At 60.7% G+C, this 19,050-nt stretch carries 11 protein-coding genes; 8 read left to right on the top strand and 3 right to left on the bottom strand.

Annotation, left to right across the window (positions count from 1 at the left end; genetic code table 11):
* Positions 1-11: 11 nt before the first annotated feature.
* The gene (locus ABVT36_RS05170; protein ID WP_368455582.1) at positions 12-2,435 is read left to right on the top strand and encodes an SUMF1/EgtB/PvdO family nonheme iron enzyme; all 2,424 of its coding nucleotides are present in this window, start codon (positions 12-14) and stop codon (positions 2,433-2,435) included.
* Positions 2,436-2,639: 204 nt separating this feature from the next.
* Here the strand turns inward: ABVT36_RS05170 and rlmKL are convergent, their stop codons facing one another.
* The gene (rlmKL, locus tag ABVT36_RS05165; protein WP_367148752.1) at positions 2,640-4,847 is read right to left on the bottom strand and encodes a bifunctional 23S rRNA (guanine(2069)-N(7))-methyltransferase RlmK/23S rRNA (guanine(2445)-N(2))-methyltransferase RlmL; all 2,208 of its coding nucleotides are present in this window, start codon (positions 4,845-4,847) and stop codon (positions 2,640-2,642) included.
* A gap of 516 nt (positions 4,848-5,363) precedes the next feature.
* Between rlmKL and ABVT36_RS05160 the strand changes: the two genes are divergently transcribed.
* On the top strand, positions 5,364-5,615 hold the full coding sequence (locus tag ABVT36_RS05160; RefSeq protein WP_367148753.1) for a ribosome modulation factor: 252 nt from the start codon (positions 5,364-5,366) through the stop codon (positions 5,613-5,615).
* Positions 5,616-5,679: 64 nt separating this feature from the next.
* Here ABVT36_RS05160 and ABVT36_RS05155 read toward each other — a convergent pair whose 3' ends face one another.
* Together ABVT36_RS05155 and ABVT36_RS05150 are read right to left on the bottom strand one after the other, a co-directional pair.
* Positions 5,680-6,720, bottom strand: coding sequence for a quinone-dependent dihydroorotate dehydrogenase (locus tag ABVT36_RS05155; protein WP_368455581.1), 1,041 nt, complete (start codon positions 6,718-6,720; stop codon positions 5,680-5,682).
* A gap of 100 nt (positions 6,721-6,820) precedes the next feature.
* Positions 6,821-11,707, bottom strand: coding sequence for an NAD-glutamate dehydrogenase (locus ABVT36_RS05150; RefSeq protein ID WP_367148755.1), 4,887 nt, complete (start codon positions 11,705-11,707; stop codon positions 6,821-6,823).
* Between the two features lie 292 nt (positions 11,708-11,999).
* Here ABVT36_RS05150 and ABVT36_RS05145 point away from each other — a divergent pair, with 292 nt between their 5' ends.
* From ABVT36_RS05145 to ABVT36_RS05120, 6 genes are read left to right on the top strand one after another with little or no spacing between them, the layout of a single operon-like run.
* Positions 12,000-12,971, top strand: coding sequence for an AAA family ATPase (locus tag ABVT36_RS05145; RefSeq protein WP_368455580.1), 972 nt, complete (start codon positions 12,000-12,002; stop codon positions 12,969-12,971).
* A complete protein-coding gene (locus ABVT36_RS05140; protein WP_368455579.1) occupies positions 12,971-13,945 on the top strand; it encodes a DUF58 domain-containing protein in 975 nt (324 codons plus the stop codon). The genes ABVT36_RS05145 and ABVT36_RS05140 overlap by 1 nt, the downstream gene beginning before the upstream one ends.
* Positions 13,942-14,499 (top strand): DUF4381 domain-containing protein, encoded by a 558-nt coding sequence (locus tag ABVT36_RS05135; RefSeq protein WP_368455577.1) that lies wholly within the window; start codon positions 13,942-13,944, stop codon positions 14,497-14,499. The genes ABVT36_RS05140 and ABVT36_RS05135 overlap by 4 nt, the downstream gene beginning before the upstream one ends.
* Positions 14,492-15,508 carry a VWA domain-containing protein gene (locus ABVT36_RS05130; protein WP_368455576.1) on the top strand — a complete coding sequence of 339 codons (1,017 nt, stop codon included), beginning with the start codon at positions 14,492-14,494 and terminating at the stop codon, positions 15,506-15,508. Before ABVT36_RS05135 ends, ABVT36_RS05130 begins: the two co-directional genes overlap by 8 nt.
* Positions 15,505-17,361, top strand: coding sequence for a VWA domain-containing protein (locus ABVT36_RS05125; protein WP_368455575.1), 1,857 nt, complete (start codon positions 15,505-15,507; stop codon positions 17,359-17,361). The genes ABVT36_RS05130 and ABVT36_RS05125 overlap by 4 nt, the downstream gene beginning before the upstream one ends.
* A complete protein-coding gene (locus ABVT36_RS05120; protein WP_368455574.1) occupies positions 17,322-19,043 on the top strand; it encodes a BatD family protein in 1,722 nt (573 codons plus the stop codon). Before ABVT36_RS05125 ends, ABVT36_RS05120 begins: the two co-directional genes overlap by 40 nt.
* The last annotated feature ends 7 nt before the right edge of the window (positions 19,044-19,050 follow it).

Raw genomic sequence — 19,050 nt, 5'->3', positions numbered from 1 at the left:
AAATGGATTCGATGGAAGTCGCAAGCAGCTCCACCACACTGGCAATCCCCGGTTACCGTATTCTGAAAAAAATTAACCAGGGTGGCATGTCTACCGTGTATCTGGCGGTACAGCGCAGTGTCGGCCGCCAGGTGGCACTGAAAGTCATGTCGCCGGCTCTCAATGCGGACCCTATTTTCAGCGAGCGTTTTCAACGCGAGGCCAATATTGTCGGCCAGCTGTCACACCCCAATATTATCGGTATTCACGATATCGGCTGCTACCGGCGCCTCAACTACATCGCCATGGACTACCTGGCCGGGGGCTCCGTTGCCGACCGGCTCGCCAAAAGTGCCATGGACCCGCTGGAGGCGCTGAACATCACCCGTGAGATCGCCCTGGCACTGGACCATGCACACGGCAAGGGTTATGTGCACAGGGACCTGAAGCCGGAAAACATACTCTTTCGCGAGGATGGTTCGGCGGTGCTTACCGATTTTGGCGTCGCCCGCACAGTGGCGGGCACCAGCCGTATGACAACCACCGGTATGGTGGTGGGCACCCCCCACTATATGAGCCCGGAGCAGGCCCGCGGCGCCGCCATTGACGGCCGCGCGGACCTCTACAGCCTCGGGGTGGTGCTCTATGAAATGATCACCAGTGTGGTTCCTTTTCAGGCGGAGGAGGCGGTAGCCATCGCCATCAAGCACCTCACCGACCCGGTACCCAAACTGCCCGCGCGCCACTCTCTCTACCAGCCTATGCTGGACCGCTTCCTGGCCAAGGACCCGGACAACCGCTTCCAGAGGGGCCTGGAAGCCGTGGACACAATCGACCAACTGCTGGCGACGCTGGCTGGCAAGCCCGCCGTACAGAGCATGCAGCAGGATTCCAATCCGGTGGGCACATCGAGCCTGATTCGTGCATTGCTGATCACACTGTACGGAACCCTATCGAACCAGTTGTCCAGCGCCTGGCGCCGGTGGTGGGACAAACCGTTGCAGGAAAATCCCGAGCGCGCGGAACAGACCACCGTCATTCGGGTCAGGCAGGTCTTGCAGCAGGTGCCCCGGCAACCGCGACGACGCTGGATTTCAGGCGCCGTCGCTCTGGCGGTGATACTTGTTTGCTGGCTGGGCCTCAGCCTGCACAGCCGTGTATTTGCCTGGCGCTTCGACTATGGCCCGCTGGAATCCGCGCGCCAGCTGACTGCCACCCTGCTGTTGCCGGGCGAAGCGCACCCTGTTGCCCCCATACCTCAAGCGGCGCCCCCGGAACCGGCGGCAGTGCCCGCTACAGAGGATCTCACCGGGGAAATTTTGCAAGGGGACGCGCACGAGGCGCGGCAGGCACAGCAAACACCGACACCCGCGGATGTCGTGTTGGCGCCACAAGAAAATGAGGCCCCGCCGATGGATACCGCCGGGGTTGCAGTACCCCCTGCGGATCCGAGCGCAGACGGCCCGGCGGACGAAGCCGAAGTGGCCGCCCCCACTCCCGAGCCACCCAGATACAGTTTGAGCGTGAAAACCAGCCCCGGCAACGCCCGGGTGCGGATTATGAACATAGCGCCCCGCTACGAGCCGGGCATGGCTCTGCCGCCGGGGCCCTACGACCTGGAAATCAGCAGGCCCGGCTACGTCACCGAGCGGCGCTGGATCACCATCGAGGACAGTGATCTGTCGGTTGCGGTAACCCTGGCGCGGGCCTTTGTACCCGGCAGCCGGTTCCGCTCCCCCCTGTCCGGTGGCGGTCGGGGCCCGGAAATGGTGGTCGTCGGCAGCGGCCGCTTCACCATGGGCAACAACAAACGGGCTGTCGCCAAACCCGAGCGCCGGGTCCGCATAGGCAGGGCTTTCGCCATATCCTCCCACGAGATCACCTTTGACGACTACGATCTCTTCGCCAAAGAAGCCGGCGCAGCTTTGCCTGGCGACGCCGGCTGGGGACGGAAAAGTCGACCGGTCATCAACGTGGCCTGGAGAGATGCTGTGGACTATACCCGTTGGCTGTCGCGCAAAACCGGCAAACGCTATCGCCTGCCCAGCGAGGCGGAATGGGAATACGCAGCCCGCGGTGGCAGCAGCAGCCCCTTTTGGTGGGGAAAGGGCAAAGCAAATGGAAAGGCAAACTGCCGCCGCGGTTGCGCCAGTCAGTTCACCGGCCTCTTCACCGCCACCAGTTCCCCTGTGGGTCACTATCCGGCCAATCCGTTCGGACTCTACGATACCGCCGGCAATGTGGCGGAGTGGGTTCAGGATTGTTTTGTGGCCAATCACAGCCGCGGCCGCAGCGATGGCCGCCCGGTGGCTATTGAAAACTGCTCCCAGCGCACTTTGCGCGGCGGTTCCATGCGCGACCCGGTCGCCAATACCAGCTCCGACTACCGCAAGGGCCTGGACCAGAGCACACTGTCCCGCGAAGTGGGTTTTCGCGTGGTCATGGAGTTGCCTTAGCAGGCTGCTGAAATTCAAAGAATTTCGACGCCTGCTACCGGAATATGGATGTTCCGGCAAAATCGGCGACGCCTAAGTCGTTGATTTTGGGAGAAAAGTGAAAATCACATTTTTCGCTTTTCGTTTGTTGAAAAAGGCAGGATGCCTTTTTCAACAACCTGTTAGGGCTTGTTGACACTAACTGAGTGAGCCCTGCCCTGTGCATCAGCTGTGTGCCCGGATCCTCCAGACCTGGTGAATTTTCGGATTGCGCTGAAAATCCCTGTCCAGCAATTTCGCGGAAAGATTTTCCAGCAGGAATTCCCCTTGCAATGCATCGTCCATTTTGAAGCTGCGCAGGTTTGTGGAGAAAACGAGAATGCCTTCGGGCGCAAGCAGGGTCACACACTGGCGAATCAACTTTACATGATCCCGCTGCACGTCCAGCACCCCGCGCATTTTGGCCGAATTGGAAAAACTGGGCGGGTCGAGAAAAATCAGGTTGTAGTGGCCGCGCCGGTTCTGCTGCGCCGCGTCCAGCCACTGCAGGCAATCCGCCTCCACCAGCTGGTGCCGGTAGGGGTCCAGCCCATTGCGCTGGAAGTTTCTCGCGCTCCAGGCGCGATAGGTCTTGGACATGTCCACACTGGTGCTCTGGCTGCAGCCGCCCAGCGCCGCCTGCACCGTCGCTGTGGCTGTATAGCAGAAGAGGTTCAGAAAGCGCTTGTCCCGCGCATGCTGGCGCAGATACTGCCTGACAGGACGGTGATCGAGAAATAAACCCGTATCCAGGTAGCGCCACAGATTCACTTCCAGCTCGGCGCCGTACTCATTGACCCACAGGGAGGGCCGCGCATCACTCCGGCTCTCGTATTGGGCGGATGCGGCTTTGCCCTGCGCCGCCTTGTGGGAGTGGCGGCGGCGCTCTTTGATGCTGATATTGCCCCGGGGCAGTTGCAGCACCTCCTGCACCGCCCGCACCAGATCCCGCAGCCGGGCCCGGGCCCGGTCCTCCGCAATTGAGGCGGGCGCGCGGTACTCCTGCACATGGGCGAAAAGCTCACCGTCGAGTGCCCGATAAAGATCGACGGCGGCGGCGTATTCCGGCAGATCCGCATCGTAGAGGCGATAACAGTCGATACCCTGTTTCTGCGCCCACTTGCCGTTGACCCGCAGATTCTTGCGCAGCCGGTTAGCCACCATCTGACCACCGGGCGACAGGAGCGGGGTCGCGCTGGAATCCCCTTCCACAGGCTGTGCATGCACACGAAACAGCAGCAACTGTGCCGCTATGCTGCCGTTGTACAGCTGATACCGCTTGTGTGCGCGCAAACCAGTGGCATACCCCAGCTCCGGATTGCCGGTAAAGACCCCCAGAAGCCAGCCGGGGAACTCCGCCTTGAGTTGGCGGCCCAGTTCGGCGTAGGTTTCCCGCAGGGCCTCCTGTTCCCCCAGGCGCTCCCCGTAGGGGGGATTGGTCAGCACCAGCCCCTTCTCTACCGGGCGATGACTGGGTACCTTGAATGCCGCCACCGGGCGACAACTCACCCGTACAAAACGCTCCAGGCCCGCATGGGCGATATTGGCCTCTGCGGCAAACACAATTCTGGCATCGGCATCGTAGCCGCGAATTTCCGGCAGCCCCTGCTCCAGCCCCCGCTGCCTCCGTATCTGTGCCTCCTCCCGCAGAGCCAGCCAAATGTCACCCTGGTGATTGAGCCAGCGCTCGAAACCGAAATCGGCCCGCAACAACCCAGGCGCTATATCCGCGGCCATCATCGCCGCTTCGATCAGGATGGTGCCGGACCCGCACATGGGGTCCAGCAGCGCCCCTCCGGCGGCCGCGATCTGGGGCCAGCCGGCGCGCAGCAACAGCGCCGCGGCCAGGTTTTCTTTTAGCGGCGCCGCGCCAATTTGGGTGCGGTAACCGCGCTTGTGGAGACTCTCACCACACAGGTCGATGGCGATATCCAGCCTGCCCCTATGCAGGCGCAGGGCTACGCTCAGGTCGGGATTATTGCGCTCCACCAGCGGCCGCTCGCCACACTCCCGGCGCATCCGGTCGACAATCGCATCCTTGGCCCGCTGGGCCCCGAACTGGCTGTTGCGGATCTCCCGGTTGGTACCGGAAAACTGCAGCCATAACTTGCCGCCGGGATTGATATGTTGCTCCCAGGGAATCGCCCCCACTGCCCGGTAGAGATCATCGGCATCCTCAACCGACTCCTGCGCCAGCTGCAACAGTATTCTGTTGGCCAGCCGGCTCCACAGACAGCAGCGGTAAGCCAGTGTCAGGTCGCCGCGGAACTGTACTGCCGCCGGCTGCTCGCGGGCCTCCCCGGCCCCCAGTGCGCACAATTCGGACGCCAGCAGCCCCTCCAGGCCCTTGGGGCAAGTGGCGGTAAATACAAACTCTTGCGGTGATCTGGTCAAAATTCAGGTATCTCTAGTGTATATGTCGCGGTACCGCGGCCAGCGCCATGTCAGCCCGGGTCGATGCGCCGGCGGGATCATAGCGCAATAAAATTCCCCTGCGCCAATGGTTCGGACAACAGCATCCGCAAGCTTATGCCATTCCTATCTATGCCATTGCCTGCTTAGCAAAAACCAGGCTCAACGCACTAGCCGTTTGCACCATTGCGGCTTCCGCCACCTGTGTTCATGCCATTCCATCGACGTGCGCCAGTATTCTAAGGCCTGTTCACAAGCCACGTGGCTTTTTGAATCCGTTCGCGGACCATATTCTTTTACATAGAGGGTTGAGCGCTGATCAGCCCAGCGGCCTTAACGGGTTTCGCCGGTTGCAATTGTCGTGAGCCGCCGGGCCGGCAAGGGCAGCCGACGACAGGGTCACTTATGCACCGTCAACCCGGCCACCCAGGGGCCGGATGAAGAGGCTCCACCCGGACCCCCGTCACCACCCATAAACAAACTGAGGTGCTGCAAACGATGAAACGTCAAAAACGCAACCTGCCCGATAGAGCCTTTTGCAAAGGTTATCTGGCCGCCACCGAAAATAAACCGGTCGACAGCTGCCCCTTTTTCACGGGCGATCGACACCAGGAGTGGATAAACGGCTGGCGCGAAGGACGCGAAGATTACTGGAATGGACTTGGGGCTTCCACCAAAGCCCAGAAACTCGAAACCTACCGAACAGTGACCACCGAAACCCATCACCCCGACGGCTGGAGTACTATCTGAAAGCTTGTCGAGAAAACCTTCGATGTTTTTTCACCCGGCGAATCTCCAGCGCCAGAGCCGGGGATCAGGCTGCCTTGGTCCCCTCCCGCCGGGCCAGTGCTATCGCTTCGGCAGCCTCGCGGATCAGGCCGGGCCCGCGATAGATAAAACCCGTGTAGATCTGTACCGCGGTCGCGCCGGCACGGATTTTTTCCGCTGCGCTTTCACCATCGTCAATCCCGCCGACGCCGATAATGGGTAACTCTCCATCCAGTTTCTCAGCCAGCGCAGTTATCATCCGGGTGGATTTTTCCCGCAGTGGCCTGCCGCTCAAGCCGCCCTCTTCTGTTCCATAGGGAAGGTTGGTGACACCGGATTTATCGATGGTGGTGTTGGTGGCAATCACCCCATCGATTTCAAACTCTTTCAACGCCCCGGCAATGTCGCCGACCGCATCCAACTCCATATCCGGAGCTATCTTCACCGCCAGGGGTACATAGCGGCCGGCATCCCGCGCCAGTTGCCGCTGCCTGCTTTTGATGGCCCCCAGCAGTCCGCTCAGGCTGTCGCCAAACTGCAGTTCCCGCAGCCCCCTGGTGTTGGGTGAAGAGACATTGATAGTAATATAGTCCGCGTAGGGGTACACCTTCTCCAGGCAGAAACAGTAGTCATCCGTAGCGCGCTCAACCGGGGTATCGAAATTTTTGCCGATATTAATGCCCAGGACCCCGCCGAAGCGGCGCCTGCGCACCCGCTGAATAAGGTAGTCCACGCCGAGGTTGTTAAAACCCATGCGGTTGACAATCGCCCCAGCCTCCTCCAGGCGAAATATGCGCGGTTGCGGATTGCCCGGCTGGGGGCGCGGGGTCACAGTGCCCACTTCCACAAACCCAAAACCCAGCGCGCCCAGGCCGTTGAACGCCTGGGCATTCTTGTCCAGACCCGCGGCCAGGCCCACCGGGTTGGGGAGTGTCAGCCCCATCAGCTCGACCGGATCGTCGGCCACCGGTTTGGCCAGCAGGGACATGAGCCGGAGCCGCTCCGCGGCGCCTATGGCATCAATGGTGAGGTGGTGGGCCCTTTCCGGGTCGAGCGCAAACAGGGCTTTGCGCAAATATGAATACATGCCGCTCCTCTATATTTTTAACTGCGACGGGTCCATCCGTCGACACATAAATCACGCACATCATTTCCCAGCCGCAGCTGTGTCCATCGTTCGAGCCACATCACACTTCGGCCAACGACGGCTGATCGGCGGTGGCATTGGCCAGATACATCAGTTCGCGCAGCGCGACCACAAACATGGCAAAGTCGCCGGTGGGCACAGCCTTGAGTTCGCCCAACACATTTTCCCAGCGCTCTATGGCGGGCGCCATGATAGCGCTCCAACGGGAGATTGCACCATCCACGTCCAGGTCCGCATCCCGGGCCAGGCGCAGAATATTGACCGCGAGACTGCTCAACTGGCTGTCCAGGTCATCCATGCTGGTCTCGCGCGCCTGGGCCTGCCAGAAACTGTCCACCGGCAAGGCAATAATCTGATTACCAAACCACTGCAGGTCGAGTGTGTCCGCAAGGCGGAAATAAACCCGCGCCACTTCCTCTACCGGCCACTCGCTGGTGCGGGATGTCTGGGAAATGCCCAGGGCGGAATAAAGATAGGTCGGCGACGCCGCCAGTAGCGCGATTGGTTCCGGCACCTTTTCCAGCAACAGGGTCTGATAGCGGGATTCCCACTCCCGCCGGGGCTCACCGCTGAGCACTTCCGGCAGTGCCTTGATCACCCTCTGCACAAGTTCGCCGAACAGCACATTGTCGGTACCGGGCTCCAGGTCCCCGCGCCTGTTGCGAATAAACCAGCGGGCGGCGCGCCTGACGCGCCCGGCCATTGAATCGAGCAGTTCGATTTGCAGCTGTGCGGGCACCTGGTAATCCAGTGACGCCACGCTCTGCTGAAACTCGTTCATCAGATAGACATCGCGGGCGCTGACGTAAGCGGCGGCGATGGTATTGATATCGGCACCGGTGGCGCCGCTGAGGCGGTTGAAAAAAGTGATGCCCATATTGTTCACCAGTTCGTTGGCCAACTGGGTGGCAACTATCTGGCGCCGCAGTGGATGCTCATATACCAGTTCCCGGTAACGGGCCACCAGCTCCAGCGGGAATGCCGATTCCACCGCCTGGCGGACGTGGGCATTGTCGATAATCTCCGCCTGCAGCAGTTCCTCCTTGAGCTTGACCTTGACGTAGGAAATCAATACAGAAAGCTCCGGTCGCGTCAGGTACTGCTCCTGGTTATGGCGCTCGGTGATCTGTTCATTATCGGGAATAAATTCCAGGGTGCGGCGCAGGCGTCCCTCGCTCTCCAATGCGTTGATGGTACGGCGGTATTCATCCAGGCGCTCCGGAACCTGAAACTCCGCGACACTGAGTGCCTGGGTCTGCCGGTAGTTGTTGTGCAGTACCAGATCACTGACGGAATCCGTCATTTCCTCCAGCAGCTGATTGCGCTGCTTGTCGGTCAGATCGCCGTTGGCGACCACTTTGTTCAGCAGGATCTTGATATTTACTTCGTGGTCGGAGCAGTCGACCCCGGCGGCGTTATCGATAAAGTCGGTGTTGCAGCGGCCACCGTTCAATGCAAATTCAATCCGGCCCCGCTGGGTCATGCCAAGGTTGCCACCCTCACCAAACACTCTGGCCCGCAATTCCCGCCCATCCACACGCACGGCGTCGTTCGCCTTGTCCCCCACGTCCCCATGGTTTTCGCTACTGGCCTTGACGTAGGTGCCGATACCGCCGTTCCAGATCAGATCCACCGGAGCTTTCAACAGTGCGTTGATCAGTTCATTGGGATTGAGCCGGTCCGCCTCAATGGCAAACGCAGCCTTCATCTCGGGGGTGATGGCAATGGACTTGACGCGGCGGTCGAAGACACCCCCACCCTTGGAGATCAACCCTGTCTCATAGTCCCTCCAGCTGGAGCGCGGCAGGGCGAACAGACGTTGGCGCTCCGCGAAGCTGGTTGTCGCATCCGGGTTGGGATCGATAAAGATATGCAGGTGATTGAAGGCCGCTCGCAGGCAGATATGTTCGGACAGCAACATACCATTGCCGAAAACGTCACCCGCCATGTCGCCAATGGCAATAACTGAAAAGTCCTCCTTTTGTACATCGACGTCCATTTCGCGAAAATGGCGCTGTACCGAAACCCAGGCACCCCGCGCGGTGATGCCCATTTTTTTGTGGTCGTAGCCCTGGCTGCCCCCGGATGCAAAAGCATCGCCGAGCCAAAAGTCGTACTCAGCGGCGATACCATTGGCGATATCGGAAAAGGTCGCTGTGCCCTTGTCGGCCGCCACCACCAGATAGGGGTCGTCCGCATCGCGGCGCACCACCAGCTGCGGCGGCACCGCCTCTCCGTCGCGCAGATTGTCGGTGATATCCAGCAGGCCGCGAACAAATGTTTTGTAACAATCGATACCCGCTTCCAGCATCGCCTCGCGACTGCCATCCACCGGCGGCTTGCGCACTACAAAGCCACCCTTGGCACCGCTGGGAACAATCACCGCATTTTTTACATTCTGCGCCTTGACCAGACCCAACACCTCTGTGCGGAAGTCCTCCAGCCGGTCCGACCAGCGCAGGCCGCCCCGGGCCACCTTGCCACCACGCAGGTGAACCCCCTCCACACGGGGCGAGTAGACAAAAATCTCGAACTCCGGCCGCGGCTCCGGGATATTGGGTATATTGCGCGGACCGAATTTGATGGAAATATAATCCTTGGGCTGTTCGTTCTCATCCAGCTGGAAAAAATTGGTGCGCAGGGTGGCCAGAATAAGATCCAGATAACGGCGGATCACCTGGTCTTCGTTGAGATTGTCCACACCGTCGAGACCGTCGTGGATCTTGCTGATCAGGCGTTCGACCCGGGTCTGGTCCTGCTTGTTACTGGTGTTGATCCGCGGATCAAACATGGCGCGAAACAGCGCCACCAGATTGCGCGTGATCTCCACATGGCTGGCCAGTGTCGCGGCAATATAGGGTTGGCTGGCGCTGAACTTGATCTGCTTTAGGTAGCGGGCATAGGCCCGCAACATGGACACTTCCCGCCAGTTGAGGCGTGCGGCCAGCACCAGCCGGTTAAATGCATCACTTTCCGCCACGCCGCTCCAGATAGCGGCGAAGGCGTCCTGGAACATACCCCGCGACGCCTGCGCATCCACCCGCGCCGGCAGACCGAACTCCAGGTGGAACTCGTGCATCCACACGTCGGTGGACGCCCGCGGACGTATGGTGTAGGGAAATTCACCCATGACCCGCAGACCGAGATTCTCCAGCACCGGGATCACATCGGACAGGGTCAGCCCACTGCCCCAGTTGAACACCTTGAAGCGCAGGCTGCCGGGTGCCGCCCCTACCGGTTGATAGAAACTCATGGCGACGCGGTTTTCCGCCGACAGATTCTGAATGGCGGCAACATCCTGCACCGCTATGCGCGGATCAAAGTCTTCGCGGTAACCGGCGGGAAAAGCCTGCCCATAAATACTGAACTGGCGATTGCCCTCCTCTTCACCGAGGCTGTCAATAAGGGATTTCTGGAAGACATCCTCCCAGGAACGCGTAATATCCACTATCTGCGCCTCCAGTCGCGCCACATTGATATCCACCTGTTCTTCGGGCGACACGCGAAACACGAAGTGCACCCGGGCCAAAATGGACTCGGAAAAATAGGTGGTAAAATCGGACTCTTTTGCATTGATGGTTTTGCTGATGTGCGCGCAGATGGTCTCCCGCACATCACTGTTGAACTGCTCCCGCGGCACATAAACTGTGGCGGTGACAAACTTGCCGAATGGGTCCCGGCGCATAAACAGGCGGATATGTGCCCGTTCATTCATACTCAACACACCCATCACCGTATGGAACAGTTCCCGGGCACTGCTTTGAAACAACTCGTCCCGCGGGAAAGTATCGAGGATACGCCTCAATGCCTTGCCGTCATGGGTATGGGGTGACAGGCCGCTGGAATCCAGTACCGAGGCCATTTTGCGGCGAATAATGGGAATCTTGATCGGACTCTCGGTATAAACCGGGGAGGTGTACAGCCCCATAAAGGCCGATTCACCGATAACCTCTCCGGCGCTATCGTAACGCTTGACGGTCACATAGTCCGAGTAAGCCAGGCGGTGTACCCGCGATTTTACCGATGACTTGGCAAAAGTGAGATAGTTGGGGCCCTGATAGAAGCGCTGTTTGCCTTCATTGAAGGCGGTTTCCGGAGTCGGGACCGCCGCTTCCTCCAGCTTTTTGAAAATGCCGAGACGGCGCTCCTCCACCTCGCACAGTACCTTGTTGTCCCCCTGCTGGCAGAATTCGTACTCGCGGTAGCCGAGAAAGGTAAAACTGCCGTCGCGCATCCACTGCAGGAAGGCGCAGGCTTCGCGCAGGTCTGCCTCATCTGACGCAACACCTTTGTACAGTTGATCCTCCATGGCACTGCAGGTATCCAGCATTGGCATATAGTCGTCCACTACCAGTTCGACTTCACCCAACACCTCTGCAATGGCTTCACTGAGCGCCGCTGCGCGATCCTCGGAGGAATCCAGGTTGATCTCCACATAAATGAGCGCCTCGGTATCGGCACCCGGCGCCGGTCCCTCCCCGGAGGGCGACCGCGACAGCAGCTCGCTCAATCTGCCGCCGCTATCGCGGCGCAGCTGCATGACCGTGCTCTTGATGGAGTGAATGACAGTTTCGCGGCTGTTGATCTCGATGCGCACCGAGTCCACCAGAAACGGCATATCCCGTTGCAGCACCGCGACCACAGTGTGGGAACACTCCCAACCGTCGTCTTCGAGACGCGGATTGAACACCCGCACCTTGGGGCGGCCGGGCTGGCGCTGCTGAATAAAATCCCAGCAGGTGTAGATACACCCGTAAAGGTCCGCCAGGCGGCGACCGGCCAGGTCCTCCAGCGGATACTGGTGTAAAAACCGGGCGGCAAACGCCATCACCGGCTCAGCCTGATCCCCCAGCTTTGCACGCGCCAGCGCGCTCACCTGTTGCAGCAATTCATCCCGGCTGTCGGTAATTACTGTCGCCTTATTCACCGAGAACCTCCCAAATTCATCCGGTATCCACCACCGGTCGGCGCCGGTGACACAGCTATTTCATTTGTCTGCTGGCCATTGGCCGCAAACCCAAGCAGGCTGACTAAAGCGGCATCCAATCAGCTGAACTTTGCCTCACTTCACCGGTCCAGGACACACCGAGTGGTTGCCTCCCGGCCAACTGCCGCTAGAATCAACACAGCCGCCCCGATAGGCGGCCACTATATACAAGAGATGATAGATACCCTCCGGCATCCGGAACCGCGGGGGTACCCTTAACAGAAGCGAGACTATGGAAGCACATCTGAATGTTAGGGAGCGGATTAAGTTCCTGGGTGATTGGCTCGAACAACAAATCATCGGCCAGGAAACCCTGGTCAACCGAATTTTGATCGCCCTGCTGGCGGACGGCCACCTGCTGGTGGAAGGTGCGCCCGGCCTGGCCAAGACAAAAGCGATCAAAACTCTGGGTGAGGCTATTGAGGGTGATTTTCATCGCGTCCAATTTACCCCGGACCTGCTGCCGGCGGATATCACCGGTACCGATATCTACCGCCCGGAAACCGGCGAGTTCCATTTTCAACCCGGACCGGTGTTCCACAATCTGGTGCTGGCCGATGAAATCAACCGCGCGCCTGCCAAAGTGCAGTCGGCGCTGCTGGAAGCCATGGCCGAGCGCCAGATCAGCGTCGGCCGAAAGACCTACCCGCTGCCAGAATTATTTCTGGTGATGGCAACTCAGAACCCTATAGAACAGGAGGGCACTTATCCGCTGCCAGAGGCACAGTTGGACAGGTTCCTCATGCAGGTGAATCTTGCCTATCCCGATGCCGGTGCGGAAGCAAAAATTTTACGACTGGCCAGATCCGAGGCAAGTCTTGGCGAAAATCGCCCTGGCGAAATCATCAGCCGCGATTCCATTTTCAGCGCCCGCCAGCAGGTCCTCGAAATGCAAATGGTGGAAGCTGTGGAGACCTACATTGTCCAGCTTGTCATCGCCACCCGCGAGCCGGCGAAGTATGACAGTGAGCTGGCGTCCTGGCTAGATTTTGGTGCCAGCCCACGCGCGACCATTGCCCTTGATCGCTGCGCGCGTGTCTATGCCTGGCTCAACGGGCGCGACTTTGTCACCCCGGACGATGTCATGGAGGTGGCGCCGGACGTGCTGCGCCACCGGCTGCTGTTGAGCTTCGAGGCCGAGGCCGCCGGAGTCGACGCGGAACAGGTGATACGGCGCCTGCTGCAGCTGGTACCCGCTATCTGATGACTCAGGAAGCCTCCCATACCGAGCTCAGCCCCCGCGGAGCCTACCCTGCCGTTGGGCCCATGGTGCAATTGCGCCATATCGCCCGCCAACTGCAATTGTTCAGGCCCCGCTTGGCGCGCAGCGACCAGGCCGGCAATCTGCTGACCCGCTACCGGGGACGCGGCATGAACTTCGAGGAAGTGCGCGACTACCAGGCAGGTGACGATGTGCGCTCCATCGATTGGCGCGTCACCGCACGAACCGGTAGTGCACATACCAAACTCTACCAGGAGGAGCGGGAGCGGCCGGTACTGATTCTACTGGATCTCCGTTCGCCGATGTTTTTTGGCAGCCGCCGCGCCTTTAAATCCGTGGCCGGTTGCGGCATTGCCGCGGCACTCGGCTGGGCCGGCCTCCAGCACAGCGACCGCATCGGTGCCCTGCTGTTCTCCGACCAGAGCAGCGAAACGGTCCGTCCCCGTCGCAGCCACCATTCAGTGCTGGCCATGATCCACGGCATGGTGGCGCGCGCGGGCGCCCTGCAAAACCCCGCCGCCTCCGCCGGCAACCAACCCCTGAGGCTGTTGCTGGAAGAGGCGCGGCGAATAGCCAGGCCCGGCAGTGCCATGTTCCTGATCAGCGACTGCCACGACCTCGACGAAAGCTGTGCCCAGCCCCTGTACCTGCTGACCCGCCACGCGGATTTGCAGATACTGCGGGTCAGCGACCCCTTTGAACGCCGGCTGCCGGACCAGTCCCTGACCATTTCGGATGGGGTGCAGCGCACCTTTCTCAATGCCGGCAACCGTTCCCTGCGCGCGCATTTCGCCACCAGCCAGGCGGAGGCCCGGGCCGCCGTAGAGCAGCTCTGTCGCCGACACCGGCTGCCGCTATTGGATTTTGACAATACCCAACCGGTGGTGCCCGCACTGCTGCGCGTTTATGGCGGGCGCCAGGCGAAGCCTGCCCGGACGGGGAGACCCAGGCAGTGAAGCTACTCACCACACAGCAAAGTCCCCAGCCACAGTCGGCGGAAGTGCAGGCGCTGCTGCAGCAAATGCGCGATGTGCATGAGCCGGCGGCGCCCGGCTGGTGGCCTCCGGCTCCCGGATGGTGGATGCTGGCACTCCTGACTCTGGTTCTGGCAGTCGTGGCGGTCATCTGGCTGCGCAACTCGCGCCGACGCCGGGCGCGAAGCCGCTATCGCATTGAAGGGGTGCACCTGTTACGCCGTCTGGACATCTCTGCCCCCGACGCCGCCCAGACCGCCAATGAGCTACTCAAGCGGGTCGCGATCACCACATACGGCCGCGCCGCTTGCGGTAATCTCACCGGTGCTGGCTGGCTTCAGTTTCTGCGCGATACCGCAGACGTCGAATGTCCGCGAGAAGTAGAGGACCTAATCGGTGAAAAGCTCTATAGCGGTGCAGTCGGTAACCCGGCCGAAATAAACGCCGTACGGGAGTTTGCCATCAACTGGGTGCAGCGTCACAAGGCACAAACACCTCTGCAGACTGCCGGGGAAGGGGGTACTGCCGGTGTTTGAGTTTGCCCTGCCGTGGGTTTTTGCCCTGTTGCCACTGCCACTGTTGGCGCGTCTATCCCTGCCCCGCGCCCGCCCACTCACCAGTGCGCTCAAGGTGCCTTTTTACGCCGAACTGTCCCAGCGTGGCGAGAGCAACCCGGTCAACCGTTTTAATCTCCTTCTGCTCTGGTTGATCTGGCTGCTGCTGGTTGCCGCTGCCGCCCGACCCCAGTGGTATGGCCAGCCCATCAGTCAGGCCAGCAGCGCCCGCGACCTCCTGCTGGCAGTGGATATCTCCGGCAGCATGGAAACCCCGGATATGCTGTTAAACGGCCGCCCGGCAATGCGCATTCAGGCGGTAAAGGATGTGGTTGGGGACTTTGTCGAGCGGCGCAAAGGTGATCGCCTGGGTTTGGTGCTGTTCGGAACACGCGCCTACCTGCAGGCACCTCTCACTTACGACCGCAACACCGTAGATACCCTGCTGTGGGAGGCGCAGATTGGATTTGCCGGCCAGGGCACCGCCATCGGCGATGCCATTGGCCTCGCGGTAAAGCGCCTGACCCAGAGGCCCGCACAGCAGCGGGTGCTCATACTGCTTACGGACGGCGCCAATACGGCGGGTGAAATAGCGCCGCTCAAGGCCGCCGAACTGGCACAGCAGGCCGGTGTTACCGTCTACACCATCGGTATCGGCGCGGAGGAAATGGTGCAACCGGGCCTGCTGGGCAGCCGCTTCGGCGCCCGCCGTATCAACCCCTCCCGGGATCTGGACAGCGACACTCTGCAGGCTATCGCCGAGCGCACCGGCGGGCGCTTCTTTCGCGCCTACAACCCCCAGGAGCTGGCACAGATCTACGCTGAACTCGACCGCCTGGAGCCAGTCGAACAGGAGGCGGCCAGCTACCGCCCGCTGAAATCACTCTATACCTGGCCTCTGGGCACCGCCCTGTCACTGGCCTTGATATGGGCTCTAATTCCGGCATTTTCCCGCAGTACCGGGCAGCGCATAAGTCGGGAGTTATCGTGAACGAACTGAGCGAATTCCACTTCCTGCGCCCTCTCATCCTTTGGCTACTGATTCCGGCGGCGCTGCTGTGCTGGAAACTGGCTCGCACTCTTTTGATCAGCGGGCAGTTGCAAAAAGTCATCGATGCGGAGCTGCTGCCTCACCTGATATTGGCTGGCGGGACCCGGCGCCCCTGGCTGTTTGCGTTGATCTTCTCGCTGTTGGCGGCCAGTATCGTCGCTCTCGCCGGCCCCTCCTGGCGCAAGCTGCCCACCCCGGTGTACAGCAACCAGGACGCGCTGGTAATCCTGCTGGACCTGTCGCCATCCATGATGGCAACGGATCTGTCACCAAATCGGCTTACTCGCGCCCGTCTGAAGATCCTGGATATTCTGCGCCAGCGCAAAGACGGTCTCACCGCTTTGATCGCCTACGGAGGCGAGGCATATGTGGTCACGCCCCTGACCGAGGACACCGCCACCATTGCCAACCTGGTCCCCGCCCTGTCGCCCGCCATTATGCCGGTCCCCGGCAGCAACATCGAAATGGCTGTCGAAGCGGGGATCCAACTACTTAAAGACGGCGCCAACGGCCGCGGCAAGCTGTTGGCGGTCACCGACGGTATCGCCGAAGAGGCACTGGACACTGTGGCCGGGCTGGTGTCTGCCGCCGGCGTGGACCTGTCGATCCTCGCCGTCGGCAGCGGTGAGGGCAGTCCCATACCACGCGGCGCCGGTGGCGGCTTTATTACCGACGACAGTGGAGCCATTATTATCTCCGGGCACGACGCGCGGCAATTGCGCCGCCTGGCCCGCAATGGCGGCGGCGATTTTGCAGAAATCACGGTGGACGACAGCGACATCAGCCGGCTCTTCGCAGAGGAGGAGACACCTCAGCGGGCCCAGCTGACCGAGCGCGAATTCGACCAGTGGCGCGAGGAGGGACCCTGGCTGGTGTTGCTGCTATTGCCCCTGGCCGCACTGCTGTTCCGCCGCGGCGCCCTCGCCTGCGCGCTTCCCCTGGCGTTCCTGTACGGGTTGCCCCAACCGTCCGCAGCGGCCGACTGGCAGGAACTCTGGCTGCGGGACGACCAGAGGGCCAAACAGTTGCTGGATGCCGGCGAGGCAGACAAGGCAGCGGAACTGTTCAAACAACCCCAGTGGCGCGGCACCGCCAACTACCGGTCGGGAAATTTTCCCGCAGCACAGGAAGATTTCGCCCGCGGCAACAGTGCCGACAGCCTCTACAATTTGGGCAACAGCCTAACCCAGCTGGGGCAGTATGATCAGGCCATTGCGGCCTACGATGCGGCATTGGAACAGCAACCCCAACTGGCCGATGCAGAATACAACAGGGACATCGCCAGAAAACTCAAGGAACTGCAACAGCAACAAGATCAGCAGCAGCAGGGTCAGCAACAGGATCAGCAGGGACAAGAGGACCAGCAGGGCGAAAACCAGCAACAGTCCGCAGAACAAGGTGCACAGGACCAGGAAAGCCAGGGTGACCAACAGCAGCCCCAGCAAAGCCCGGAATCCCAGAGCGACGGCTCCCAGGCCCAGCAACAGGAGCAATCCCAGCAGGGCGAGGGGCAAACTGGCGAGCAGGAACAGTCGGAACGGCAAGCTGCCGAGGGAGAATCCCCCGAAGACCGGGCACAGGAACCCGAGGGCCCACAACAGCAGGCAGGAGCTGAGGAAAGCCCTCTGGACCCGGAAACCCAGCAGGCGCTGGACCAGTGGCTGCGACAGATCCCCGACGACCCCGCCGGCCTGATGCGGGAAAAATTCAAGTATGAGAGTCTGCAACGCCGCCGCGCCTATCGCAGCGGCGAGTGGCAGCCACCGGAAAATGGAGCTTCGCAGAGATGGTGATGGCCGCCGGACGACATCCCGTAAATTCCCCTTTGTGGCACTGGTTGTGGGGCGCACTCCTGCTGCTCAACGCTCTGACCGTACAGGCATCCGACCTGAGTGCCTCAGTCAACCGCGACACCATTGGTATCGACGAAACTCTCAACCTGCGCCTGCGCTATACCGGCAGCGAGAGCGGTGGGCAGCCGGACTTCGAACTTTTGCAGCAGGACTTCGATATCCTCTCGCGGCAGCAGTCCAATCAGTATCAGGTGATCAACGGCCGCGCGGAAAGTTTTGTGGAGTGGACGCTGACACTGGCCCCCAAGCGCCAGGGCAAACTCTTCGTGCCATCCCTGCACTATCAGGGCAGTGTTTCCAACGCCGTACCGATTACTGTGAAGGACGCCAGCACCACACCCGGCGCCGGAGACCGGCAGGCATTCCTGGAAGTGGAACTGGATAAAGGCCAGGTCTACGTTCAGGAACAGCTGTTGGTTAAGGTTCGCCTCTACACCACCATCGGCCTCCACGATATAGCGACTGAACCCCTGCAGATTCCCGGTGCCCATGTGGAAAAGGTGGACGAACAACGCTATGAGCGCCGTATCGGTGGTGTCAGCCACGCCGTCTACGAACTGACTTACGCTGTCTACCCGGAAAGCTCAGGCGAACTGAAAATCCCCGCCCTCAGCTATGTCGCCATCGCCGGCCGCCGCGATCCCTTCTCACTGTTTAATCGCAATACACAGCGACTGAGACTGCGCTCCCAACCCAAGGTCATTCAGGTAGTTCCCAAACCGGCGAGCTACAGCGGTGCCCACTGGCTCCCCGCCGCCAGCCTGGGCATAGTGCAGAGCTGGAGCCAGGATCCAAAGCACTTCAAAGTGGGGGAACCCATCACCCGCATCGTCACCGTCCGCGCCGAGGGCCTGAGGGCCGCACAGCTGCCGCCGCTGCCGCGGCTGGAGGTGGAAGGCTTGAAAACCTACCCGGACCAACCACAGCAGGACGATCAGGTGGACTCCGGCGGCGTTACCGGCAGCCGAATCGAGACCACCGCCATTGTCGCCACCCAGCCAGGTGACTATCAGCTGCCGGAAATAGTCATTACCTGGTGGGACACCAAGACCGGGCGGCAGAGGGCCACGCAGCTGCCGCCATTTCGATTCACAGTAAGCGGCAGTGCCGCGGGCGCCAAGCCGGATCAAACCGGGGTGGCGCCGGAGACCCGTGTCAATCTGACCGCACCCACCGCCGAAGATAATTTCTGGCGCAATTTGGCCCTGGCAGCCATTTTCACCCACCTGTTTTGGGTTTTGTATTTTCTATACCAGAGAAAAAAACGAAATCCTTCCCCGCGACTAAAAGAAACGCCGCGAACTGATAGTGGCGGCGAGGCATCGGCTTTATTGCAAGCGGCAGGTGGCGGCGACGCCGCTAAATTAATGGCGGCACTGGACAACTGGCTACATAGCCGCTGGCCGGAAACCCGTGGCCAGAGTCTCGCCGAGGCCAATCGCAATCTGAAGCTGGAAGATTTACAGCAACTCCAGGAACTGTTGAGTGCAGCGCTTTACACAACGCCTCCCCAACCCCTGGATCGCCAACGGGTACAACTGCTGGTTGAGCGGCTGATCCGGGTGGCGAAAAGTAAACAAAAGCCGGTGGAAAACAGCGCATTGCCGGCGCTTTTTTCCTGAGTGTCCA

It is taken from the genome of Microbulbifer sp. TYP-18 (assembly GCF_040932045.1).
Lineage (GTDB): Bacteria > Pseudomonadota > Gammaproteobacteria > Pseudomonadales > Cellvibrionaceae > Microbulbifer.
Note: the sequence above shows the minus strand (reverse complement) of the source record. Positions and strands in the feature narration are given on the sequence as shown.